This is a genomic window from Pseudomonas sp. DSP3-2-3 (assembly GCF_049898225.1).
Lineage (GTDB): Bacteria > Pseudomonadota > Gammaproteobacteria > Pseudomonadales > Pseudomonadaceae > Aquipseudomonas.
The window spans coordinates 1-22940 of sequence record NZ_JAFCXH010000029.1 but is presented as its reverse complement, the minus strand read 5'-3'; the positions used below and the strand labels follow the sequence as shown (position 1 = coordinate 22940).

Annotated in this window: 18 protein-coding genes and 1 pseudogene; 8 read left to right on the top strand and 11 right to left on the bottom strand. The window is 58.5% G+C overall.

The window, feature by feature from the left end:
- Nucleotides 1–122 precede the first annotated feature (122 nt).
- Complete coding sequence (locus tag ACP7E4_RS25105) at nucleotides 123–416, top strand: hypothetical protein (protein WP_426118407.1); 294 nt, start codon at nucleotides 123–125, stop codon at nucleotides 414–416.
- Between the two features lie 141 nt (nucleotides 417–557).
- Here ACP7E4_RS25105 and ACP7E4_RS25100 read toward each other — a convergent pair whose 3' ends face one another.
- Entirely contained in the window at nucleotides 558–5516 is a 4959-nt protein-coding gene (locus ACP7E4_RS25100; RefSeq protein ID WP_426118405.1) for an alpha-2-macroglobulin family protein, read from the bottom strand.
- A gap of 310 nt (nucleotides 5517–5826) precedes the next feature.
- Here ACP7E4_RS25100 and ACP7E4_RS25095 point away from each other — a divergent pair, with 310 nt between their 5' ends.
- Nucleotides 5827–7176 carry an MATE family efflux transporter gene (locus ACP7E4_RS25095; protein WP_426118403.1) on the top strand — a complete coding sequence of 450 codons (1350 nt, stop codon included), beginning with the start codon at nucleotides 5827–5829 and terminating at the stop codon, nucleotides 7174–7176.
- Nucleotides 7177–7312: 136 nt separating this feature from the next.
- Here ACP7E4_RS25095 and ACP7E4_RS25090 read toward each other — a convergent pair whose 3' ends face one another.
- The 5 genes from ACP7E4_RS25090 to ACP7E4_RS25070 all read right to left on the bottom strand — a co-directional run bounded on the left by ACP7E4_RS25090 (nucleotide 7313) and on the right by ACP7E4_RS25070 (nucleotide 13165).
- Nucleotides 7313–8704, bottom strand: a complete 1392-nt coding sequence (locus ACP7E4_RS25090) for a contractile injection system protein, VgrG/Pvc8 family (protein WP_426118401.1) — start codon at nucleotides 8702–8704, stop codon at nucleotides 7313–7315.
- 232 nt (nucleotides 8705–8936) lie between these two features.
- Nucleotides 8937–10850, bottom strand: a complete 1914-nt coding sequence (gene speA, locus ACP7E4_RS25085) for an arginine decarboxylase (protein WP_426118399.1) — start codon at nucleotides 10848–10850, stop codon at nucleotides 8937–8939.
- Nucleotides 10851–10988: 138 nt separating this feature from the next.
- Nucleotides 10989–11360 (bottom strand): translation initiation factor Sui1, encoded by a 372-nt coding sequence (locus ACP7E4_RS25080; protein WP_426118397.1) that lies wholly within the window; start codon nucleotides 11358–11360, stop codon nucleotides 10989–10991.
- 176 nt (nucleotides 11361–11536) lie between these two features.
- A complete protein-coding gene (locus ACP7E4_RS25075) occupies nucleotides 11537–12082 on the bottom strand; it encodes an NUDIX hydrolase (protein ID WP_426118395.1) in 546 nt (181 codons plus the stop codon).
- 3 nt (nucleotides 12083–12085) lie between these two features.
- Nucleotides 12086–13165, bottom strand: a complete 1080-nt coding sequence (locus ACP7E4_RS25070) for a DUF2333 family protein (protein ID WP_426118393.1) — start codon at nucleotides 13163–13165, stop codon at nucleotides 12086–12088.
- A gap of 424 nt (nucleotides 13166–13589) precedes the next feature.
- On the opposite strand from ACP7E4_RS25070, the gene ACP7E4_RS25065 reads away from it, so the two are divergent.
- A complete protein-coding gene (locus ACP7E4_RS25065) occupies nucleotides 13590–14096 on the top strand; it encodes a BRO-N domain-containing protein (RefSeq protein ID WP_426118391.1) in 507 nt (168 codons plus the stop codon).
- A 31-nt stretch (nucleotides 14097–14127) separates the two neighbouring features.
- Here the strand turns inward: ACP7E4_RS25065 and ACP7E4_RS25060 are convergent, their stop codons facing one another.
- The 5 genes and pseudogenes from ACP7E4_RS25060 to ACP7E4_RS25040 all read right to left on the bottom strand — a co-directional run.
- Nucleotides 14128–14622 carry a hypothetical protein gene (locus ACP7E4_RS25060; protein ID WP_426118389.1) on the bottom strand — a complete coding sequence of 165 codons (495 nt, stop codon included), beginning with the start codon at nucleotides 14620–14622 and terminating at the stop codon, nucleotides 14128–14130.
- Nucleotides 14619–15122, bottom strand: a complete 504-nt coding sequence (locus ACP7E4_RS25055) for an Hcp family type VI secretion system effector (protein ID WP_426118387.1) — start codon at nucleotides 15120–15122, stop codon at nucleotides 14619–14621. Before ACP7E4_RS25055 ends, ACP7E4_RS25060 begins: the two co-directional genes overlap by 4 nt.
- Entirely contained in the window at nucleotides 15122–15754 is a 633-nt protein-coding gene (locus ACP7E4_RS25050; protein WP_426118385.1) for a hypothetical protein, read from the bottom strand. The genes ACP7E4_RS25055 and ACP7E4_RS25050 overlap by 1 nt, the downstream gene beginning before the upstream one ends.
- A 68-nt stretch (nucleotides 15755–15822) precedes the next feature.
- Entirely contained in the window at nucleotides 15823–16407 is a 585-nt protein-coding gene (locus ACP7E4_RS25045) for a DUF2515 family protein (RefSeq protein WP_426118464.1), read from the bottom strand.
- A gap of 187 nt (nucleotides 16408–16594) precedes the next feature.
- Nucleotides 16595–16957, bottom strand: a pseudogene (locus ACP7E4_RS25040) (DUF2515 family protein); the annotation flags it as partial.
- Nucleotides 16958–17265: 308 nt separating this feature from the next.
- On the opposite strand from ACP7E4_RS25040, the gene ACP7E4_RS25035 reads away from it, so the two are divergent.
- The 5 genes from ACP7E4_RS25035 to ACP7E4_RS25015 all read left to right on the top strand — a co-directional run.
- Nucleotides 17266–18915, top strand: a complete 1650-nt coding sequence (locus tag ACP7E4_RS25035; RefSeq protein ID WP_426118383.1) for a diguanylate cyclase — start codon at nucleotides 17266–17268, stop codon at nucleotides 18913–18915.
- Between the two features lie 331 nt (nucleotides 18916–19246).
- Nucleotides 19247–21031: a protein-disulfide reductase DsbD gene (locus ACP7E4_RS25030; RefSeq protein ID WP_426118381.1), complete on the top strand. Its 1785-nt coding sequence runs from the start codon at nucleotides 19247–19249 to the stop codon at nucleotides 21029–21031.
- A gap of 129 nt (nucleotides 21032–21160) precedes the next feature.
- A complete protein-coding gene (gene aroQ, locus ACP7E4_RS25025) occupies nucleotides 21161–21613 on the top strand; it encodes a type II 3-dehydroquinate dehydratase (RefSeq protein ID WP_341522490.1) in 453 nt (150 codons plus the stop codon).
- 81 nt (nucleotides 21614–21694) lie between these two features.
- Entirely contained in the window at nucleotides 21695–22147 is a 453-nt protein-coding gene (gene accB / locus ACP7E4_RS25020) for an acetyl-CoA carboxylase biotin carboxyl carrier protein (RefSeq protein WP_020292703.1), read from the top strand.
- A gap of 17 nt (nucleotides 22148–22164) precedes the next feature.
- On the top strand, nucleotides 22165–22940 hold a 776-nt coding region (locus ACP7E4_RS25015), incomplete at its 3' end, for a biotin carboxylase N-terminal domain-containing protein (RefSeq protein WP_426118378.1).

Below are 22940 nucleotides of genomic sequence, written 5' to 3'. Positions count from 1 at the left end.
TCGTTGCGCAAGTATTCGCAGCTTCACGGCAAAGAGCCTTTATGATCCACGGAACTCGTTGCGCCAACGGACAGCCAAAGCGAACAGTTGCGTTTTTCCATGAATCTCATCAGGACGTACATATGCAGGTAGAAAGCTTTTTCGAATGGCTTGGCCAGGCGCTCGGCGCGGTAATTCGCTTCATCGTCGATGGACTGGAATGGATATTCAATCTGTTCACTCACGCGGGCGGCAACTTTGTCGACGGCTTGTCACGCACGCTGGGCATGGACACTTCGTTGATCAGTATTCTGGCGCTGATTGTCGGGCTGATGTTGCTCTACTCGGCCGTGCGCGCCTTCATGCGCGCCTCAATCGTCGCGGGCATCATCTGGCTGGTGCTGGGGTTGTGGCTGTTGAGCTGGATTATTCATTAAGCGCAATCCAGCTTTTTTGTGGGACCGGCTTCAGCCGGGAAGAGGCAGGTACATCCACTGCATCTGCGTCGTCCGAATGCCGCCTTCCCGGCTAAAGCCGGTCCCACTAAGCCGGTCCCACAAGTCAGTTCCACCAGCTGTTTATTTCCCCTTCACCACCAACTGCGCCGGCGCTTCACCCAAGGCCTGCCAGTTCGGCCGATACATCGATTCCACCTGTGGCGGCGGCACGCGATAGATACCCGGCGTCACGGCACGGGCCAGGTACAGCAAGTGGACGGTGTTGCCACCGCTGAGATCCAGGGCCGCGACGTAACGATCGGCACGGTATTCCTGGTGTTTGATCCCCGCGTTCTCCATCGACTCCTTCCATTGCTTGACCGACTCGCTGGCGTCATCGAGGCTCGCCGCCGCTTGCGCCAGATTCTGGTTTTCCAGTTCCAGGCCCGCAGGCAACAGGTCAACCACCAATGCATCCGGCACTCGCTGCCTGGCTTTGACTTCGATATGCACCAGCAACAACTGCCCGCTTTTCAGGGCAGCCAGATTCGCCTCTTCGCCGTTCAAGCTGAGATATTCACGGCGAATGCTCAGGTTTTCGCCTCCGGCCACAGGCGGCTGAGAGGGATAACCGGAGAGGGTCAGTTGCTGATACAGCGTCTCGCTGCCAGTGTTTTGCAAAGACATCGGCGCAGCCAGCAATGCACCTTCGAGCTTCAGGCCCGGATTGGCGCTGTTGATTTCACTGGTTTCGCTGCCGCTGCTGAGAATCGCTTTCCAGTTTTTCTCTGGTTTGCCCAGCAATCCGCGCCCGGCGAGGAACAGCGAGTTGCGCTCCTGCGTCGATAGATAGCGGTTGGCCGCGACTTCGTCAGCCAGGGCAAACAGACGCTGATCGCGCTTGTCGGCGGCCAGATTGTTTTCCTCCAGCAGCGCCAGAATCAGCGCCTGATCGCGCAGCGGGCTGCCGTAATCGGCGAGCCATTCGTTGGCTTTGCGCCCCGCCGCCAGCCCGGCCAGCATGGCCTGATCTGCGCGAGGCTTGTCGCCCATTTTTTCCAGCGCGATAGACAGTTGCACCAGCGGCAGACCGGAACGTGCATCGTTACGGCGGTCGAACAGGCTGCGTAACGCACCCAGCGGCGCTTGCTGGCTGCGGGACAACACCAGACCGGCGTAAGCCTGCACGGCAAAGCGGGTGTGCTCGGCGTTTTCGCTGTAACTCACTTCGATCTGGTTACGCTCCTGCAAATAACGCAGCAGGCGTTCGTTGGCTTTTTTCAACGCTTCAGGCGGTACGGCGAAACCCTGATCGCGAGCGCGGGACAGGAAATCGGTCACGTAAGCCGTCAGCCAATACTCTTCTTCGCCGTCCGAATTCCATAACCCGAAGCTACCGTTGTAGCGCTGCATGCCCAGCAAGCGCTCGATGCCGATTTCGACACTGCGCTTGCGCGCGGCGTCCGGCTCGCCCTTGAGTCCCAGACGCGCGAGCGTTGCCGCGTCGGCATACAGCGACGGGTACAAGCCGCTGGCGGTCTGTTCAAGGCAGCCATACGGATAAGCCTTGAGCGCACGAATCTGCTCGCCGAGGTTCAGCGGCGGACGACTCGACACCGCCAGCAAGGCTTCACGCCCAGCGGGTTCGAAGGCTTCAAGCGCGCCTTCCGGCAGATTCCATGGCTGATCGGTAATAGCTGCACGGTAATGCTTGAGCATCGCCGGATAGGCTGGCCGCACACCAATGGTCCACTCGCGAGTGAACGGCGGCAGGGTTTCGCCGGGAAGATCCAGACCTTGCACCAGCACCTTGATCTTGCCCTGGCCGAAACCGCCCAGCGCCTTGACCGGAATGCGCAGCGTCTTGCGTTGGCCCTGGGCCAATTGCACGCTCTGGATGATCTCGCCATTGGCCAGACTCAACTGCCCTTCGGCGCTGAGTTGCACGTTGAGTTTCTGCGCCTTGCCGGACAGGTTGGAGACGTCCATGGCCACAGTGGTCTGATCGCCGCCCGCCAGGAAGCGCGGGGCCGACAGCTCGGCAATGATCGGCGCGGCCACCACGGTTTTCGCCTCGGCCATGCCATAACGATCACCGGTCCAGGCCTGCGCCATGACGCGCAGTTCGCCGTTGAAGTCCGGAATATCTACGCTGACTTCGCCTTCGCCCTGCTCATTCAGCGTCACAGGTGCGCTTTGCAGGGCGACAATCGTCACGCTGGTTTCCGGCCGCTTACCGCCTTTGGCCAGCGCGGCGTCGCCACCGAATGCCAGGGACGCCAGCCGATTGCGTCCCGCCTCGATCAACTGCCCGTAGACGTCCAGTTGATCAGCGCCATACGACTTGCGGCCGAACAGGCTGGCGAACGGATCAGGCGTCGCATAACTGGTGATATTAAGGATGCCAACGTCTACCGCAGACACCAGTACGTGGACTTCCTTCGGCACGCTGCCGTCAGCGTTTTTAGCGAGCACCTTGAGTTTCAACGGCTGCTTGGGACGCATTTTTTCCGGCGCTGTAATGCTCAGCGCCAGCTTGCGTTGGCTGCGATCCAGCGGCAAGTGCAATACGCCGACGGCACGTTTGGGCGTGACATTGGCCTTACGCTCGCCGGGACGAATTACCAGAGCGCTGACGTACAAATCATGACGCGCCCATTTTTTGTCCAGCGGGATATCGAACGCCTTGCCTTCGGCTGGCACGTCGACTTCCTGCCACCACAAAGGACCTTCGCTGGATTCAACCAGCAGATAGCCCTTGCCCGCTGACGGCGGCGTCACGGTGACTTTGACGGTGTCGCCATCGGCATAAGCCGGTTTGTCCAGCGCCAGCTTGACCTGATCAGGCCGTACCGCGCCGCCTTCAGCGTTGTCCTGCCACTGATAACCGGCCCAGAAACGCATGCTGCTGACCAGACCGGTTTGCGGGTCTTCGACTTCGACGCGATATGGGCCCCATTCCACAGGGAACGTGACTTTGGCGGTCGAGCCTTGTTTGATGCTGACGGTTTCTTCGTTGAGGTTCAGGTACTTCTCGTTGTAGTGATAGCTCCAGCCATCGTTGTCCGAGTAGTTCCAGTAATAGTCGCGACGCTCACGAATCAGCCGCACCTTGACGTTTTCGGCGGCCAGCTTGTTGCCAGAGCTGTCAGCCACCAACACTTCGAATTCGGCCGGGCCGTCGCCATCGGTCTGGGCCAGGCCATTGGTGTAATCGTCTTCACCGTCGCCACTGTTCTTGTCGGTACCAAACAATGGGCGCAAACCTGGCAGTTGCTCTGCCGGCCAGACCGGTTGCACCAGACGCCGGGTGATCGGCCGGCCGCCAGACTCTTGCAGGCTGGCCTGCAGAATCAGCTGCAACGGCGACTTGGCCTTGGACCATTGGCTTTCGACATCGATGCTCAGCTTGCCCTGTTCGTCCAGGGTGCTGGCTTCGATTTCCAGATCCTGCTTGAGCTCTTCTTCAGTAATCGAACCAAATTGATAACCCGGCAGCGCAGGCACCGCGTCGCGCAGCGGACGCACATACAGCAGGCCGGTCAGGTTATTGCCGGACGCCGGCGCGCCGTACAGATAGCGACCGGTAACGTCGAAGGTTGCGTTGTCTGCGGGAGCAATCGGCGTGTCGCTGGCCTTGATTTCCAGCGCCATGCGTTCCGGCAGGAAGTCTTCGACCTGGAATTCATACAGCTGCGGCTTGCCATCCCCCAGGTCGAACACCAGTTGCCAGCGCCCGGTCGGCGCTTCATCCGACAGCTGCAGCTGATATTGATAGAGCCCGGTTTTGTCGGCTTCCCAGACAAACTTGCGACTGACCTGCTCGTCCGGGCGCCGCACCTCCACCGTGATCGGTTGCGGTTTGACATCCTTGCCATCGTTATCGCGCAGCAGGCCATTGAGCAGCACGGTTTCGCCGGGACGATACAGATCGCGCGGGCCGAAGATAAAGAATTGCAGCGGATGCGCACCCGGTCCGGTGATGTCGAACTCCGCCAGATCCAGCGCCGAGCTGTCCAGCCGCAGCATGCTGGTCTGTTCGTCTTTATGCGCCAGCACCAGCGCGGCCTTGGCCGGAAGCGGCAACTCGGCGTGGCCAGCCGAATCGGTCTTGGCCTGCCCGACCACTTTGCCATCGCTGTCGTAGAGTTCCAGCTCGATGCCGCTCAGGGCCTTGCCGCCTTCGAGTGCCTGGGTGAACGCGTCCAGCCGATTGGCGTAGCGATGCACCGACAACCCGATGTCGCTCAGGGTAAAGACTGTCGCGGAATTCGAATAACTGTAGCTACCCGCCGCTTTCATCACGGCCAGATAAACGCCCGGCTGCTGCAACGCCTTGATGCCGGCAATGGGCAGCAATACCGTTTCCCGCGTGTTGCGCGCCGGGTTCAGGTCGAAGCGACCGCCGTAGACCAGATCGGCCTGGGCCAGCAAGTCTTCGGATTCGTAGCTCTGCAAGCTGGAGGAGCCGCCCCAGTTGCTCAGGAAGGAAGGCAAGGCGTCGGATTTGACCCGGAAGAACTCGACGTTGACCTTGTCGACGTTCAGGGCGATGACCGGCAGGCCTTCCGCCAATCGTGTCGGCAACAGGCTGCCGCGACTGGCGAAGCCAACGGTTGCCTGCAAGTCCTTGGTTTCCAGACGGCTGACGAACTCGGCGGCCAGCTTGGCCTTGTTGACGGCCAACAGACCGGGATCAACGGTCAGCACCAGTTTGCGCTGAGGCTCCAGATGCCGCAGCCGCAGTTCCATCAGGTTGTCCGAAAGCTCCCATGCGCCATCGACCTTGCCGTTCTTGCTGTCCACCAGATGCAGTTTTTCAGCAAACTTCTGCTCCGGGTCCAGCGGTACGGAAAAGCTCACCGACAGCGTGCTGGCGCCGTCGACCTGGATTTCCGACACGTCGACAACGGTCAGCTCCCGTCCGGCGTAGCGCTTGCTCAACGCAGGAATGTCCACCGCCGGCTTGGGCTTGTTCGACTCCACTGCCGCTGATTGCGCGACGGGCGCAGAAACCGCAGCGGGTTTGTCGGACGTGGAGGAATCGCAGCCACTCAGCAGCGCAAGCACGCAGGCCAGAAACAATCCTTTGTTAAGCATGGGGCACTCATATGGCAACGATTGAGAGGGACAGACTATATAGCAGCCGCACGTCCAATATGACGCAGCGCGAAAATAGACATTGGGATTGAGACTTTGTTCTCAGCGCTAAACTGGTCGTGCTGGTCGTGGTTTCCGCCCGCTCTCAAAGAAATACCGAAACTCATCATGGAAGTGAGTTTAGCCACGACGAATCCGGAACATACGATACATATGTAGTGCCTCGATGAAAGCATTCGCGAATAAATTGGCTCCTACGGGATTACGGCGGCACTGGCCTTTACAATGCCCGCCTTGCCCGGGAGCCTTCATGTCCACTTTGCTCAGCGACTGGCGCCACCGCATTACCCATCAACGGGTCTGGGCGCTGGCGGCGCCGATGATTCTTTCCAATATTTCCGTGCCATTGGTGGCGCTGGTCGACAGCGCCGTGATCGGCCATCTGCCCCATGCCCATCAATTGGGTGCCGTGGCCGTGGGCGCGACGTTGTACACGTTTCTGGCCTGGACCATGGGCTTCCTGCGCATGGGCACCACCGGTTTTGCATCGCAGGCCGCCGGGCGCGGCGACGGCACGGCGTTGCGGCAGATTCTGATGCAGGGCCTGTTACTGGCGATGGGGCTAGCGGTGTTGCTGGGCATCGTGGGCCTGCCATTCAGCCATATGGCGCTGACCATGATGCAACCGTCCGCGGACCTGCAACTGCTCACCGAAGAGTTCTTCCATACCCGGCTGTTCGGGCTTCCCGCGTCGCTGGCCGGTTACGCGCTGGTCGGCTGGTTCCTTGGCACACAGAACGCCAAGGCACCGCTGGCGATCCTGCTGACCACCAACCTGGTCAACATTGCGCTGAATCTGTGGTTCGTCATCGGTCTGGACTGGGGCGTGGTCGGTTCCGCGCGCGCCTCTGTAGTAGCGGAGTGGACCGGCGCCTTGCTGGGGCTGGCACTGACGCAAAAAACCTTGCGCGACTGGCCCGGGCAGCTCGCCTGGAGCGCGCTGAAACTGTGGCGAAACTGGCGGCCGTTGCTGGCTGTAAACCGCGACATCTTCATTCGCAGCCTGGCCCTGCAATCGGTGTTCTTTCTGATTACCGTGCAAGGCGCGCGATTGGGTGATGCCACAGTGGCCGCCAATGCTCTGCTGCTCAACGGCCTGCTCTTGACGGCCCATGCGCTGGATGGCCTGGCGCATGCCGTCGAAGCGCTATGCGGCCATGCCATCGGCGCGCGCGACCGCGCGGCCCTGCGCCGTTCGCTGACGGTTGCTGGCGGCTGGTCGTTGATCGCCAGCGTCGCTTTCGCCCTGCTGTTCTCGGTCGCCGGACACCTGTTCATCCAGATGCAGACCGATATTGCCGAGGTCCGCGATACCGCTTTCATCTACTTGCCGTACCTGGCCGCATTGCCCTTGCTGGCGGTTGCGAGTTACTTGCTGGATGGCTTGTTCATCGGCGCCACACGCGCGCGCGAAATGCGCAACGCCATGATGCTGAGCGTGGCCATCATCGCTCCCATCGCCTACGCCGTACAAAACCTTGGCAACCACGGCCTGTGGCTGACATTGCTACTGTTCATGCTCGTTCGCGGGGCGACGTTAAGCGTCACTGCATGGCGCCTGAGCAAAACCGGCGAATGGTTCAGCGGCCCGGTTCATTGAAGCCCCCCGTGGGACCGGATTTATCCGGGAAGAGGCCGGTACATTCGCTGCATTTCGTCGTCAGAAATACCGCCTTCCCGGATAAATCCGGTCCCACATGTCCGGTATTTGCTGAGCGACAGCGCAGCGGAATCCCCTACAGCGAATCATCTGGCGGCTCACTCACCGCCGAAAACAGGATCCGCGGGCTGACCAGCTTCAAACCGTTGGCATCCAGCCTGAGACAGCTATCGCCAACGCTGACTGACCAACTGCAGCCGTCTTCATAGCTGATGCTCGGCCCGCCATCCAGCTGGATGCACTGCTCGTCACCGATAAACTGCTGCGCCGGCAGATTCGCTTCGATGCGCTTGACCTGCGGGGCGTGGGGAACCGCATCGACTGACGTATCTCCGGACTGAGGCAGTCGTGCCGTTATCAGCGGACGTTCAGGGTCTTCACCTACACAGCTCACCACCACCTGCATACCGCCGCGCACTATCTCCAACAGATGGGGCGCAACCGGCAACCAGCACTCGCCATATAACGCACCGCTGCCCTGATCGCCCCAATCGAGCCGGGCTTTTACGCGCCCTGCCGAGTCGCGCGCAACGGGTTCGTCTACCGGACCAACGATGCGTGCTCGCTGGATATCCGGCATCTGCCAGCGGGCCACGGGCTCAGGCTTGAAGACAACTTCCCAGGGCGTTGCCTGAAAGTGGTTGATGTAGAGCGCGGCGTCGTTGCTACGCCGCGCGCCCAGCTGCCGAGGATCGAAGCCGCGATGTTGCACGGCGGTGACCAGCCACAGATGATTGAATGCAACATCTGGATGCCCTTTGAGCGGCAGCAGATGCCCGGCCGCCACAAACGGCAACGTGCTTTCACCCGCTGCCAGCTGTTGTGATCGATCAGCACCGGCAGTGTCCACGGAAAAACGGCTGACACCGTTCTGCATGGGTATGCCCGAATAACGCGCCGTGGGAGTCGGCCGAAAGCCGCGCAAGCCATCCCCGAAAATGAGTTCATGGCCTTGAGGCGAGTGTTGGAAATGGTAGTGGATGCCCTCTTCACCGCACAGCCGCTGGACCAGCTGCAAATCGGTTTCGCGATATTGTGCGCAGTAGCCTCTGACCGGAAACTCAGCCTTGAGATCAAACCGGTAGCTGTCATCGCGAATGCCATGCTCCAGCAATACCCGGCTGATGATTTGCGGCGTCGTCATATCCTGAAAGATTCGTGGGGTATATCGCTGGCCCAGACAGGCAAGGCGCGGCCCGATGCTCAGCTGATAGCAGGCGGGGCCGGGCTTGAAGTGACTGCGTTCAATCCCGTGAATCTGCCCATGCACCCCCAGCGTACGGCCCATGAAACGCAAAAAAACCGCCCGATACATCAAGCTGTGCACATCCAGTTCGGGATCATCGATCAGCACTTCCAGCTCAAACGCAAACAGCTGGCTGATCGCTTCGGTCCCGGCAAAAGACAGCACCTGCAAGCCTTCCGATAGATCGGCGACGTCCAGGCGAAAGTGAGGTTGCTCATGCATTGGCGGGCGTCTCTACGTGGTCGCGACCGGGAATTCTGGCCGAGAACAGGCGCGGGGTAGAGAGCCAAACGCAGATTAGGAAGTTGCCTACAGCGCAAAGGGATGGGGATTACGCAATAGATGTTGTGGGAGCGAGCTTGCTCGCGAAGGCAACATTTCCGATACGAGGAATGCATCGGTCGAATGGCCCCTTCGCGAGCAAGCTCGCTCCCACGGGTGCTTCAATAGCAGATCAAGACGACAGGTAAGAAGACCGCGTCAACCCGAGGCGCAATGCGTCCAGGTATTGAGTGCGCTCACGCGGGCTGATCTTGGCGCTGGCGACTTTGTCCCGGTAATGGGTCATCAGTTCTTCCGGCGACAAGTGCACGTAGCGCAGCATGTCTTCGATGGTGTCGTGGGTTTCGATGCCCGCGTGGTAAACGCTGCCGTCCGGGTTCTGGTAGATGTTCACCGAGTCGGTATCACCGAACAGGTTGTGCATGTCACCGAGAATTTCCTGATACGCGCCGACCAGGAAGATACCCAGCAAATAGTCTTCGCCTTCGTTCAAGGCGTGAACCGGCAGGCTGGTTTCGATGCTTTGCTCGTCCACGTACTGCTTGATCTTGCCATCGGAGTCGCAGGTCAGGTCTTGCAGCACGGCGCGACGCAGCGGCTCTTCATTCAGGCGGTGCAGCGGCAGAATCGGCAAGACCTGGCCGATTGCCCAGGTGTCCGGCAGGCTCTGGAATACCGAGAAGTTGCAGATGTACTTGTCGGCGAGCTTGTCGTTGAGTTCGTCCAGCACCTGGCGATGCGAACGCTGGCGTGCCTTGAGCGAGTTGTGCAAACGGCGGCAAACTGCAAAGTAGCACTGCTCGGCCAGGGCTTTCTGGGCCAGACCGATCTTGCCATCGGCGTACTGGGTGGCGATGTCACTCATGTAGTGCGTGGCGCGCCAGTAGGTTTCGGTGACCATTTCGATGTCGGTCGGGCCCAACAGGTCCACCAGCCATTGCACGGTTTCCGGCAGGCTTTCCTTGTCTTCGATCTTCGGCACTTCGTCGTTGTGCTTCTCGACGTCAGTGACCTGCACCACCAATATGGCGTGGTGCGCGGTCAGCGAGCGGCCGCTTTCGGAGAAGATGTTCGGGTGCGGCAGGCCCTGCGCGTCGCAGAATTCCTTGAGCATACCGACCACGACACCGGCGTAATCGTCCATGTCATAGTTGATGGAGCTGGCATTGCGCGAGTGGGTGCCGTCGTAATCCACGCCCAGACCACCGCCGACGTCGATGTGATCCACCGGCAGGCCGAGGTTGCGCAGCTCGCCGTAGTAGCGAATCGCTTCTTTGAAGCCGTGCTGATAGTCAGCGAGGTTGGCGATCTGCGAACCCATGTGGAAGTGCAGCAGACGAATGCCCTGATCCAGCCCGGCCTTGCGGAAACGCTCGACCACCGACAGCAGTTGCGCGGCCGACAAACCGAACTTGGATTTTTCGCCGCCGGTATCCGCCCATTTGCTCGAAGCCAGGGACGACAGGCGCACACGCAAGCCGACTTGTGGCGCGACTTTGAGATCGGCGGCTTCTTCAATCACCAGCTCAACTTCGGATTCTTTTTCGATCACGATGAACACATTGTGGCCAAGCTTCTGGCCCATCAGCGCCAGGCGAATGAACTCACGGTCCTTGTAACCGTTGCAGACGATGGTCCCGCCTTTCGGCGCCAGCGCGAGTACGGCCATCAGCTCAGGCTTGGAGCCGGCTTCCAGACCGATGGAAACGTTCTGCGTGGCGATGATGTTCTCGACCACGGCTTCCTGCTGGTTAACCTTGATCGGGTACAGCGCGGTGTATTTGCTCTGGTAGTCCAGACGCGCGATGTTCTCGTCGAACGCGCCGGTCAACTGGCGAACACGGTCTTGCAGAATGTCGGGAAAACGCACCAGCAATGGCAGGGACAGACCGCTTTTGCGCAAGTTGTCGACCTGCTCGTACAAATCGATGGGCGAGCTTTTCGGCCCATTGGGGCGAACTTCAACGCGACCGGCTTCGTTGATCGCGAAATAACCGGCCCCCCAATGACGGATGCCATAAACACTGCGGCTGTCCGCAACGGTCCATTGGCTGCCATCGTCTTTGCGTGTGCGTCGTACGGACATCGAAGTCCCCTATAAAAAGTCAGATAGCGCCAGCCGGAAATCGGGCTGGGCGCAGTGTAAAGAGTGGAAATGACGATTTGGCGCCAACTCGCTACCGGCAATAGACCGGCAGCACGGGTCAGAGTTTAGAAACGTCGGTCAACCGCCGGACTTCCTGGCCTTGAAGCCCTGTTTGACCAGCTCGGCCAACAGTAACTCGACATGATCGCCCTGAATCTCGATCACGCCGTCCTTGAGCGAACCGCCAGTCCCGCAACGCTGTTTGAGGGTCTTGGCCAGATCCTTGAGGGCATCTTCGGCCAACGGCACGCCGGTGATGGTCGTCACCGTCTTGCCGCCACGGCCTTTGCTTTCGCGGCGCACACGAGCGATCCCGTCACCTTCGGGGATGACCGTCTTTTTGCAGATGCAGGCATCGACGGGCTGACGACAGTCGGGACAATGCCGTCCTGCGTCGGTGGAAAATACCAGGCCACCCAGGGCGGCGAAGGAAGCGGCTTTTTTTGCCACCACAAATCCTCTTGTTGAGGACTGAAGATCAGTCGACATAAGCATCGCGCAGTGTCGACCGCGAAGCCCCACTCATGCAGGGGCAGCGCAGCGAGGCCGAACAATCGGCCAAGCTTGAAAAGGTCGCGCAGTGTAACGGCAAAAAGCCCGGTTGCTAAGGGCCAATGTGCGCCAATTTACTCAACATTTGCGACGTTACCCAGATAGCGTTTCAACGCCGCCAGAGAGTCCGGGCAATAAGGCTTTTGCGCGGTTTCGCGCAGCACCTCGGCGACCGGGATAAAGCGCGCCTGGAGCACCTCTTCCGGCTGCAGGGTCAACGGGCCGTCCCAGATCGCGGAAAACACCGCGCACCAGAGGCGATTGCCCGGCTGATCGAAGAAAAACTGCTCATGGGCGCGCAAGGTCACGCCGCTCACGCCCAGCTCCTCGGCCAGTTCCCGAGCGGCGGATTCAGCATAACTTTCGTCGGCCTGCACCATGCCGCCGGCGGCCACGTCCCAATAGCCGGGATAAATCGCCTTGCTCAAGGTGCGCTGATGCACGCACAGATCGCCCGCCGAATTAAACACCAATATATAAGTGCCACGGCCAATCAGGCCGCGCTCACGTAATTCGGCCCGCTGGATGGAGCCGAGCAGGTTGTCCTGCTCGTCGACCCAGGCGATCTGTTCGGCATCGGAGGCAGCGCGATGCGCCGCCTCATGGGATGAAAACGGCATGGATCAGCCTTGCGACAGCAGTTGACGGAGGTCAATCACAGCCGCGTTGGCGCGGGAGATGTAGTTGGCCATGACCAGCGAGTGGTTGGCCAGCACGCCAAACGCGCTGCCGTTGAGCACCATCGGGCTCCACAACGGTTCTTGCGAGGCTTCCAGCTCACGAATGATCTGGCGCACACCGACAGTCGCGTTCTTCTTGGCCAGTACATCGGCGAAGTCGACTTCAATGGCGCGCAACAGATGCGACAGCGCCCAGGCCTGACCGCGTGCTTCGTAGAACACGTTGTCAATCTGCAACCACGGGGTCTCGACGATTTCCTCATCGACCTGTGGCACTTCGCCCGGTTTCACATCAGCCATCGCTTCAGTTTTCAGCGTGCTGTTGAGCTTGACGCGACCGACGCTGGCCGACAAACGCTGGGACAACGAACCCAAACGCGTACCGACGTCGCCCAGCCAGTTGTTCAGGTTGTCTGCGCGGGCATAAAACAGCGCATTTTTCTGGGTCGGATCGGACAGGCGCGCCTGATAGCGATTCAACGCCGCGATGCCATCACGATACTGCGACTCGCTGGAAGGCAGCACCCAACTGCGGTTATCGAAGTTGAACAGCGGCTCGGCCTTGGCCAGATCGCCGTCTTCCGCCGATTGCGACTGGGAACGGGCGAAGTCCTTACGCATGGCGCGGCTCAGGTCACGCACCTGGACCAGCACGCCGTATTCCCAGCTTGGAATGTTGTCCAGCCAGAGGCCGGGCGGCAGACGGTCGTTGGACAGATAGCCACCACGCTTATCGAGCAGGGTTTGCGCGACAGATTTCAGCGTTTCGACAGTGGTGTAGCCGATCACCATCTGCTTGCCTTCACGCTGGGCCGCAGCCTGAGCGTTCTGCTGGACCGGGAACAGCGCGGGCTCCTGGCTCCAGTACCAGCCGATCAGCAACGTGGCGATCAGATAAATCGCCACCAGAGCGCCCAGTGCACGGCTGTAAAACAGCCCGCCCAGATAGCCGCGACGTTTCACGGAAGCAGGTTCATCGACGCGTTCACTCGCGCTGCCTGCGCGGTTCTTCCAATCCAGCATGGCCATATCCTTTCAATCACGGAGTTCAGTGCTCTGACCGCAACCTTACAGCAACGTGCCTTTTGGGGGTACGTGGGGTGGGAGGTTTTGTTGTTTCCGGTGAGCCCGCTGGCGCGAGGCTCATCGTTATTAAAACGATCACAACAAAACCAGAAAAGCCCTACAGCATTGGGCATTGACCCAAATCCGCGGCTCTTTATCATTAGCGGCCTGAGCCTAAGAACTCATCAAGTACCGTACACCCGCCACGACAGATGCGGTTTTTCTGCGCCTGCGATAAGGTCTCTTTATCGCAGGCGCACTGCGATTCTGCTCGTCTGTTATGTCGGGAGTCGGCTAATACAAGACCCTTCGGGGGAATAGGCTGGCACTCTACTTGGTGTTCTTAGCTCCCGACGCCTTTACTCAACAGCGAGCAGCCCGCATGGACGCCATTTACGAACCCCTTGTCTTCACCCGCCACAACCTGCCCCTTCACGCCTTGATCATCGAGGGCCAGGCGTGGTTCTGCGCCAGGGATCTCGGACGCCTGGTGGGTATGTTCTTCGCAAACCGCTTCACCCGGAAACTCGACAGCGATCAACGGCGCACCGAGCGCCTGATCTGTTACGGGGACGTGAAGGAAGTGCAGATGATCAGCAAATCCGCCGTGTACGCCCTGCTCATCTACCACCATCACCCCGCCAACAGCCAACTGCGCCAATGGCTGACCTATGAAGTGATGCCCATCCTCAACGAAGCCCCTTCCCGCCACACCCACAACACCCCGACACCGGCACGCCTGGAATGGCAAGGCGCAGAATTGAGCGTGCTGCACTGGCAGAACGAACCGTGGATTCGCTTGCGCGATATGCCGAGTTTGTTGCCGGGGCGGGATGAGTCTAATGTTGGGACTGCGCGCAACTGGTGGTCCAGAATCATGCGGGGCTAGGCTGCTGAAATGCACATTCTGATCACGCTGATTACTCACGCCGCTCCAGCATTTGAAACATGATCGATGCAGCCCTTACTTTCTCCGACGGCTTCGAAATATGGGCAACTCCATAACTGTCAGTCCGGCGCTCACCCTTCTGACCGTCTATCACCGTAGCAAAATTGCAACTGGTTATAGGCTCGCGGGTTTCGCTATCCAGGATACGGAACTGAGTGATTATTTGCATTGGTTGAGGCGGTGGGGAATTCATCAGTTCCATTACCTGCTGCTCTTTAGCCTGTTTCACTATCCCGCCATTGTCGAAGTAGTACGCTTTTTCATTGATCAACAACCAATCGCCGCTTCCAACACGCTCCAATACTTCAGTGTCAGTATCCAATATCAAGCCATGCCTGAGTTTGTCCATACCTTCAATGCTGTACGCGGCCCCGAAAGAATCCCGAACCAACCCGCGAGCCTCCTCTGGAGAGTAAGCATTACGAAGTTCTTCTGGTAGTGGTTCAAGGCGGCTGATGAGTTTCATGCTTGCCCGGCACTCCGCCATTCATCGGAGGCAATTGTGCGACCCGTCTCGTGTTTCCAGGTGATTTCCTGATAAGAGAAGCGCACTTTTTCCATCGGGTTCGAGTGCGCAAATTTCGGATCACGACAATCATGCATGTAGGCGTCAGCGCCTATGATTACTGAGTTCTTCAACTCCATGGTATAAAAATGCTCCTCGCCTATTGCCGTCACTCGAAAAAACTCAAGACGACACTCTGCCAGCAATTCCCCATCACATAATGCTGCGTTAATCAGCGGTGATGACTTGTCGATATCTTTAAGGATGATCATGGCTTTGTGCATGCGCTGGCCTGAATCCGCACCGCCCGGTACCGCAATACCGTGCTCAAATGACTGAACAAGGATTTGATCCTCATGACCACGTTTCCAGGCCGCGCCAACCGAACCTTCGCTAAGAGCGCCTGCGCTGATACGGTTTCCATTCTTTCCTATTAGTGTGAGGTAGCAGGGAACTGGCATTAGAAATTCTCCATTAGTTTTTTAGGGCAAGGTTTTTTACAGAGGTAAGGCTTGAGAGTTATGTTGTCTAGCTCAGCTTCGCTAGGCATCCAGGCCGTTGATACATCTACAATTATTTGATAACGCTCTTGAGTGGGATGCCTCAAATCTTTAAATCGATGCATGACAAGCGCTGCCTGATATCTATCTGCGGCCTGCCAAAACGTGCGCTGCCCATTTTTTGCGTCGCGCACCGAGATACGCCATTCAGGAGTATCGGCGAATGGTGGATTGTCTTTTGGATATATCGGAAACCATCCGCCCGACCTAAATTGTTCTTGTATGGCCACTACGATTTCAACCGCTTCATCGATGAGCAAAGGTTGTGTGTGCGGGTAAATCACAGCGCTAGCGACCTTTTCATTATCGAACGTTATAATAAAAAAACTACCCACTGGCGTAATGAAACCATATTTTTCGTCTATAAACCTAAGCCGCGCATCGGCCTCAGGCGAAAGCCCCCAATAATGTCCTGGTATCGCTGGAGCGATCCGTACCGTAGAACGCCGGCGCATATCGTCCCAAGGCTCACCCATAATCAACGCAATTTCACGATCAGCGAAATACTGCAGAAAGGTCAGGTAAAAAACCATGAACGCTATTACCCCAGCCAACAACCAGGTTAAGCTAATTCGCCACCTTGCCAGATTCAAACAATGATTCACTGCACTCCTCCCCCAGCAGCGATATCTCTAATCGATTGCTCCAGATTACTGCGGTCTGAGCCATTAAGCATTTGATCAAACCGCGCGGCCGCCTTAAGTACAAAAGGCATTCGCTGCTTGAACGCTGACAAATCTGCAAGCGGATTGTCACTGAAGCCAACAGTGCGACCATCTTCGACAGCCTGGCAGTGGCTGGCGAGTGTCAGCTCAATGGCTTGAGCAAGCCCCGAGGGAAAATTGGTGACAAAAGAAAGATGATTGACACGCAGAGCCAGAACCAATTTCCAGTCGTTATACATTGAAGGTTGCAGAATGTTGCGCTGCTCATGCACGGCTAAATGCTCTACACCCCCAGCCAAATCCCCCCGGTCAATCGCATTAAAACCTTCCAATATCTCCTTGTGATCACGCCCAAATAAAAGTGCCTTTTCTCCAATAGGCCAAAGCACAGGAAACTTCGGATGACCAAAAATTCCCGCACGCTTTTTTAAGCATGTTTTTAGCTCCGCTAATCCGCGCTTCGCATAAAACATATGTAATGGATAGATATCGAGGAACAACGTCGTATTCCCCAAAGCCATCATTTCGTACACATACCTCAAAACTCCAGCGCACCCCGGAGTTCGGCAACCAAACCGGAATACCATCAACTGCATCAGCCTGCTTGTGATCACGCATGAGTTGCGCTTGTTCTGGCATTTTGTCGGGAGTAAACAGACCAGACTCGCTTCTGCTGTCGCGCATGTTCTGCAGGGCGTCTCTCTCCGCCTGAATCAGATCGATCGAGTCCGACGCATGCAACAACCCACAACCCACCTGCTTTGACGCAAATGCTGCCAGCCCCGCCCACTGGAAACGCGAGTCATGCAGCCACAATCGGGCATAGGCCGCATTTATTGCGCGGTTACGTTCCTTGGGGTCGGCGATAAGCACTCCGCCGGGGGCAACGATCTCTTCGGCCTCGCGCTGAAAGATGCGCCAGAGGCCTTCGCACGTGAGGATCGGCACTTCGATGAAGTCGGAGTCACAGTCGTAAAGGTTCTGGCTGCGGATTTCACATTCGGAGATCGGCTTGGTGTTCTGGTTCAGGACCTGCGTATCGCACTCGAGGTCTTTGAAGCATTGAGTCATGAAAGCTGGTTCCTGCTGAGGTATTCAGCACCCTACCAGCCCACTCCCACCCTCAGCTCACCCCCCCAAAAAATCAGAAATGCCTGACACGCCCGCAGCGTCAATTCCCGCATATGCCTGCATGGATGCCCACACAAATCTACGAAGCCTCGCTCGTGGCACGTATCACGCATATTAAGGAGGAGGTGCCACTGTCCAGCCCGCAAATACTTGCCAATTAATTGACTTATGGCACGCTTGTGCTTGGCAGAGGTGCTAGCATAGCGCCAGCATTCGTCCTCAGTGAACATTCACTACGTAGCCAGCCCATGACCGAGTCAGAAGATCCAAGCCGAGACCGGCTCAAGCATCACTTCGCTCAACGAGTCATCCATCAGGCGCGCCAGATCCTTGAGGCGTGGCAACGGCTGCAACAAAGTGAATGGTCGACCGATGACCTGGCCGAGCTCAAGGTTGCCAACGAGCGGCTGATGCGGTTTGCCGAGCGTTTCGAGCAGGTTGAGCATGTGGAGCTGGCGCGGGCGATCAGTCTGACGCTGGATGGGGTGGAGGCCAATCGGGGTCGATTGAGCAGCGATCTGATTACCGACCTCAATCGCGTCATGCAGCGTCTATCGCGTACCGGGCTGCGGCATGGTGACCGTTTCGAACAAACTTCGCTGCCGCCGTTGCGCAAGCCGATCTACATTGCTTTGCAGGATTCCGAGCGCGCCGAGCGGTTGGCCAGGCAATTGGAGTTTTTCGGACTCTTCGCGCAATCACTGAGTGACTTGGCCGCCTTCCATGAAGCCATGGCCCAGCGCCACCCGGCGGCCATCGTCATTGATGTGGATTTCGGCGGCCCCGGTGATGGCTTGAAACTGGCTGCGCAGGTTCAGGAAGGACTTGAGCAAAAGCTGCCTCTGTTGTTCTTCAGCCATCAGGAAACCGATACGCCGACGCGTCTTGCCGCTGTGCGTGCCGGGGGTGAGGAGTTTCTCACTGGTACGCTTGAAGCTTCGAGTCTGCTGGAGAAAATCGAGATCCTGACCTGCGTCGCCCAGTACGAACCTTATAAAGTGCTGATCATCGACGACTCCCGCGCCCAGGCCACGCACACTGAACGCCTGCTCAACAGCGCCGGGATCGTCACCCGCACGTTGCTGGACCCGATCCAGGCGATGGCGGAACTGGCGGATTTCCAGCCCGACTTGATCATTCTCGACATGTACATGCCCGGCTGCACCGGTGTGGAACTGGCCAAGGTCATTCGGCATAACGATCGCTACGTCAGCGTGCCGATCATTTACCTCTCGGCCGAGGATGATCTGGACAAGCAGCTCGACGCCATGAGCGAAGGCGGCGATGATTTTTTGACCAAGCCGATCAAGCCGCGCCACCTGATTACTACGGTGCGTAATCGTGCCGCCAGGGCGCGCAATCTCAAGGCGCGCATGGTTCGCGACAGCCTGACCGGGTTGTATAACCACACGCATATCCTGCAATTGCTTGAAGACTGCAGTTTCCGCGCGCGGCGGGAAAACCAGCAGTTGTGCTTCGCAATGCTCGATATCGATCATTTCAAGAAGGTCAACGACAGCCACGGCCATCCCATGGGCGACCGGGTAATCAAGAGTCTGGCGCTGTTTCTCAAACAACGGCTGCGCAAGACCGACTATATAGGTCGTTATGGCGGCGAAGAGTTCGCCATTGTGATGCCCGATACCAGCATCCAGAACGCGCACAAGGTGCTCGACGAAATCCGCCGCCGCTTTGCGGAGATACATTACCCGGCGCAACCGGTGGATCTGTTTTGCACGTTCAGCGCGGGTGTCGTGGCATTGCGCGACTCGGATGACAGCCTGATGCTCGCCTCCCGTGCCGACGAAGCGCTGTACCGCGCCAAGGATGCCGGGCGCAATCATGTCAACTCCGAGCATGACGAACCGTTTCTGGTGAGCTCCAACGAGCAGGCTTGAGGCCTGGAGTGGAAAAAGAGCTTGTTGGAGATTCTATGTCCGGGGGCAACCGCCAGGCGCCAGACGTATTGTCTGAACCGTCGCCTTCCCGGCTAAAGCCGGTCCCACTGTGGGACCGGCTTTAGCCGGGAAGACGGCATTCCAGTAGACGCATATGCATCGGCTGTACGTGCAGATCCGTTGGAGGCTTGCCCGCGAAGAACGATAACGCGGTGATTCTGGCCCACCGAGGCGTCTGATTCGCGGGCAAGCCTCGCTCCAACGGGCAGGCTTCTACAGTTCACTGTCCTACTCCGCTATCATGCGCGGACTTTCGCGACCCGAGACCGCCATGCGCCGCCTGCTATGCCTGCTGTTGTTGATCCTCGCCCTGCCCGCCACTGGTGCCGGGTTGCTGGATAGTCGCCCGAACGCGGTTCTGGGCGGTACGACGCTGGATAACAGCAAGGATTTCCTGCCGGTCCGTCAGGCGTTTCAGCTGAACCTGATTGAAACCACGCCCGAGTCGATCAAGCTGCGGTTTGTCGCCACCGAAGGCTATTACCTGTATCGCCACCGTTTTCAGTTCCGCACCGAGCCCGCCGATATTGGCCTGGGCGCCGCGCAACTGCCGGCTGGCGAGCAGAAACATGACGAGTATTTCGGCGACGTTGAGGTCTATCACGGCATTCTCGACGTCGACTTGCCGCGTAAACCCGGCGACAACCGCCCTTTTACCCTGCTGGTTACCTATCAAGGCTGCGCCGACAAGGGCCTGTGTTATCCCCCGGAAACCGAGCGGCTGAGCATTGGCGATGGTGACGCCAGTCCCGCTGAAATTGCCCCCGCCAGCCCGGTCAAAGCCGCATGGAGCTGGAAAGAGCTGGCGCTGTTTTTCCTCGCCGGTATTGGCCTGACGTTTACGCCGTGCGTGCTGCCGATGTTGCCGATTCTGTCCGGCGTGGTGTTGCGTGGACAGGTCGGCGGTTTGCGCGGTTTCAGTCTGTCCCTGGCTTACGTGTTGCCCATGGCGCTCTGTTTTGCCGCGCTCGGTGCATTGATGGGCGTGTTTGGCGCCGGTCTCAATCTTCAGGCGCGACTGCAATCGGCGTGGGTGCTGGTGCCGTTTTCGTTGTTCTTCGTGGTGTTTGCCATCGCCATGTTCGGCTTCTTCGAGCTGCGCTTGCCGCAGGCGATCAGCACGCGTCTGGATCGCATCGCGGGGCGCACCGAAGGCGGCTCGTTATGGGGCGCGGCGGTGCTGGGTGTGGTTTCCAGTTTGCTGGTCTCGCCTTGCGTGTCGGCTCCGCTGGCCGGTGCGCTGCTGTATATCAGTGCCAGCGGCGATGCGCTCGGCGGAGCCCTGAAACTGTTTGCCCTGGGCCTGGGCATGGGCGCCCCGCTGTTGCTGATCGCCACCGGCGGCGCAACCTGGCTGCCGAAAAGCGGGCCTTGGTTGGTGCTGGTCAAGAATGCCATTGGTGTCTTGCTGCTGGGTCTGGCCATTGCGCTGCTCAGCCGCGTCCTGCCCGGTGAAATCACTCTGTTGTTGACCGGTTTGCTAGCTGCCGGAGTCGCGCTGTTTCTCGGCGCGCTGCAATTTACCGAGAAAACCACCCGGCAGCGTCTGGGCCAACTGCTCGGTTTGTTTCTGCTGGTCTATGCTCTGGCCTGCTGGTTTGGTGCGTGGAGCGGGCAAACCGATCCGACCCGTCCGCTGGGTCGCACGCCAGCCACGTTCAGCAACGCCAGCGCCATCACGAATGGCGCCGAATGGCAGACGATTACGACGTCAGCCGAACTGGATCGCGCTTTGAGCGCGGCGAAAAACGCTGGCCAGCCGTTGCTGCTCGACTGGTACGCCGACTGGTGTATCAGCTGCAAAGTGATCGAACACGAAGTCTTGCCAGATCCAGCTGTTGTCAGCCAGCTCAAGGGTTATCGGCTGATCCGCTTCGACATGACCGACAGCAATGCCGAACAGCGCGCCTTGCTCGACCGCTACAAGCTGTTCGGTCCCCCCGCGTTATTGATCTTCGGCAAAAATGGCGAGGAACGCGCCGATGTGCGCGTCGTCGGCGAAATCGACGCGAACGGCCTCGCAGAGCGGTTGATTAGAGCAAATGACCAAATTTAGCGAATGAGTCACAAACTTTTCGCGAATGTCGCTCATCGTGCTGGCTATTGCAGTTAACTGGACAGTCCAATGCGCTTTCCGGCATAGTCGCCGGGCATTAGCGCTCGCAACCATAACAAGGAACATACGATGGCGACTTTCCTGGTCCTGCATGGCCCCAACCTGAACCTGCTTGGCACCCGTGAACCCGGGATCTACGGCGCGATTACGTTGGCCCAGATCAATCAGAACCTGGAACAGCAGGCCCGTGACGCCGGCCACCATCTGATGTACCTGCAAAGCAATGCCGAGTACGAACTGATCGATCGCATTCACGCCGCACGCGATGAAGGCGTGGATTTCATTCTGATCAATCCGGCTGCTTTTACTCACACCAGCGTTGCAATACGTGACGCGCTGCTGGGAGTGAGCATCCCATTCATCGAAGTGCATCTGTCAAACGTGCACAAGCGCGAACCTTTCCGCCATCACTCCTATTTTTCAGATGTTGCTGTAGGCGTGATCTGCGGCCTTGGCGCCAGCGGTTACCGACTGGCCCTGGAGGCCGCCCTGGAACAAGTGGCCATCAGTTCGAAATCATGACCGCCCAGCCAGAGGCTGCGCTGCACGATTCGAACCGCTAACAACTTTTACCCCTGACCGACCCTTGGGAGTTGATGATTAATGGATATCCGTAAAGTCAAGAAACTGATCGAACTGCTGGAAGAGTCTGGCATCGACGAACTGGAAATCCGTGAAGGCGAAGAATCCGTACGGATCAGCCGTCACAGCAAGACTCCGGCCCAGCAGTATTACGCTCCTGCTCCGATGCCTGCTCCAGCCGCAGCGCCTGTTGCTGCTCCGGTTGCAGCCGCAGAAGCGCCTTCAGCACCTAAGCTCAACGGTACCGTGGTCAAGTCGCCAATGGTCGGTACGTTCTACCGTACCCCTGCGCCGACTTCGCCAGCATTTGTGGAAGTGGGTCAGACGGTCAAGAAAGGCGACACGATCTGCATCGTCGAAGCCATGAAAATGATGAACCACATCGAAGCTGAAGTTAGCGGTGTGATCGAATCCATCCTGGTAGAAAACGGTCAGCCGGTTGAGTACGACCAGCCGCTGTTCACCATCGTTTGAACCGGGGAGAGCCTGCGATGCTGGAAAAAGTCCTGATCGCCAACCGCGGCGAAATTGCCTTGCGCATTCTGCGTGCCTGTAAAGAACTGGGCATCAAGACTGTCGCTGTACACTCCACGGCAGACCGCGAGTTAATGCACCTGGGCCTGGCGGATGAAACCGTCTGCATCGGTCCGGCGCCCGCCAACCTTTCTTACCTGAACATCCCGGCCATCATCTCGGCTGCCGAACTCACCGGCGCTACGGCGATTCACCCGGGCTACGGCTTCCTCGCGGAAAACGCCGATTTCGCTGAACAAGTGGAAAAATCCGGTTTCGCCTTCATCGGCCCGAAAGCCGAAACCATTCGCCTGATGGGCGACAAGGTTTCTGCCAAGGACGCCATGAAGCGCGCCAATGTGCCAACGGTTCCCGGCTCTGACGGCCCGCTGCCGGAAGACGAAGAAATCGCCCTGCGCATTGGCCGTGAAGTCGGCTATCCGGTGATCATCAAGGCCGCTGGCGGCGGCGGTGGTCGCGGCATGCGCGTGGTTCACAAGGAAGAAGACCTGATCGAAGCGGCCAAGCAGACCCGCGCTGAAGCGGCTGCCTGGTTCAGCAACCCGATGGTCTACCTGGAAAAGTACCTGACCAACCCGCGTCACGTGGAAGTCCAGGTCATCTCCGACGGCCAAGGCCAGGCGATTCACCTGGGCGACCGTGACTGCTCGCTGCAGCGTCGTCACCAGAAAGTTCTGGAAGAAGCGCCGGCACCGTTCATCGATGAAGAAGCCCGCAAGGCCGTGTTCGCCAG

Coding starts and splice junctions, on each gene's coding strand:
- ACP7E4_RS25105 (WP_426118407.1), top strand. CDS start 123: ATGCAGGTAGAAAGCTTTTTCGAATGGCTTGGCCAGGCGCTCGGCGCG.
- ACP7E4_RS25100 (WP_426118405.1), bottom strand. CDS start 5,516: ATGCTTAACAAAGGATTGTTTCTGGCCTGCGTGCTTGCGCTGCTGAGT.
- ACP7E4_RS25095 (WP_426118403.1), top strand. CDS start 5,827: ATGTCCACTTTGCTCAGCGACTGGCGCCACCGCATTACCCATCAACGG.
- ACP7E4_RS25090 (WP_426118401.1), bottom strand. CDS start 8,704: ATGCATGAGCAACCTCACTTTCGCCTGGACGTCGCCGATCTATCGGAA.
- speA (WP_426118399.1), bottom strand. CDS start 10,850: ATGTCCGTACGACGCACACGCAAAGACGATGGCAGCCAATGGACCGTT.
- ACP7E4_RS25075 (WP_426118395.1), bottom strand. CDS start 12,082: ATGCCGTTTTCATCCCATGAGGCGGCGCATCGCGCTGCCTCCGATGCC.
- ACP7E4_RS25070 (WP_426118393.1), bottom strand. CDS start 13,165: ATGCTGGATTGGAAGAACCGCGCAGGCAGCGCGAGTGAACGCGTCGAT.
- ACP7E4_RS25065 (WP_426118391.1), top strand. CDS start 13,590: ATGGACGCCATTTACGAACCCCTTGTCTTCACCCGCCACAACCTGCCC.
- ACP7E4_RS25060 (WP_426118389.1), bottom strand. CDS start 14,622: ATGAAACTCATCAGCCGCCTTGAACCACTACCAGAAGAACTTCGTAAT.
- ACP7E4_RS25055 (WP_426118387.1), bottom strand. CDS start 15,122: ATGCCAGTTCCCTGCTACCTCACACTAATAGGAAAGAATGGAAACCGT.
- ACP7E4_RS25050 (WP_426118385.1), bottom strand. CDS start 15,754: ATGGTTTTTTACCTGACCTTTCTGCAGTATTTCGCTGATCGTGAAATT.
- ACP7E4_RS25045 (WP_426118464.1), bottom strand. CDS start 16,407: ATGGCTTTGGGGAATACGACGTTGTTCCTCGATATCTATCCATTACAT.
- ACP7E4_RS25035 (WP_426118383.1), top strand. CDS start 17,266: ATGACCGAGTCAGAAGATCCAAGCCGAGACCGGCTCAAGCATCACTTC.
- ACP7E4_RS25030 (WP_426118381.1), top strand. CDS start 19,247: ATGCGCCGCCTGCTATGCCTGCTGTTGTTGATCCTCGCCCTGCCCGCC.
- aroQ (WP_341522490.1), top strand. CDS start 21,161: ATGGCGACTTTCCTGGTCCTGCATGGCCCCAACCTGAACCTGCTTGGC.
- accB (WP_020292703.1), top strand. CDS start 21,695: ATGGATATCCGTAAAGTCAAGAAACTGATCGAACTGCTGGAAGAGTCT.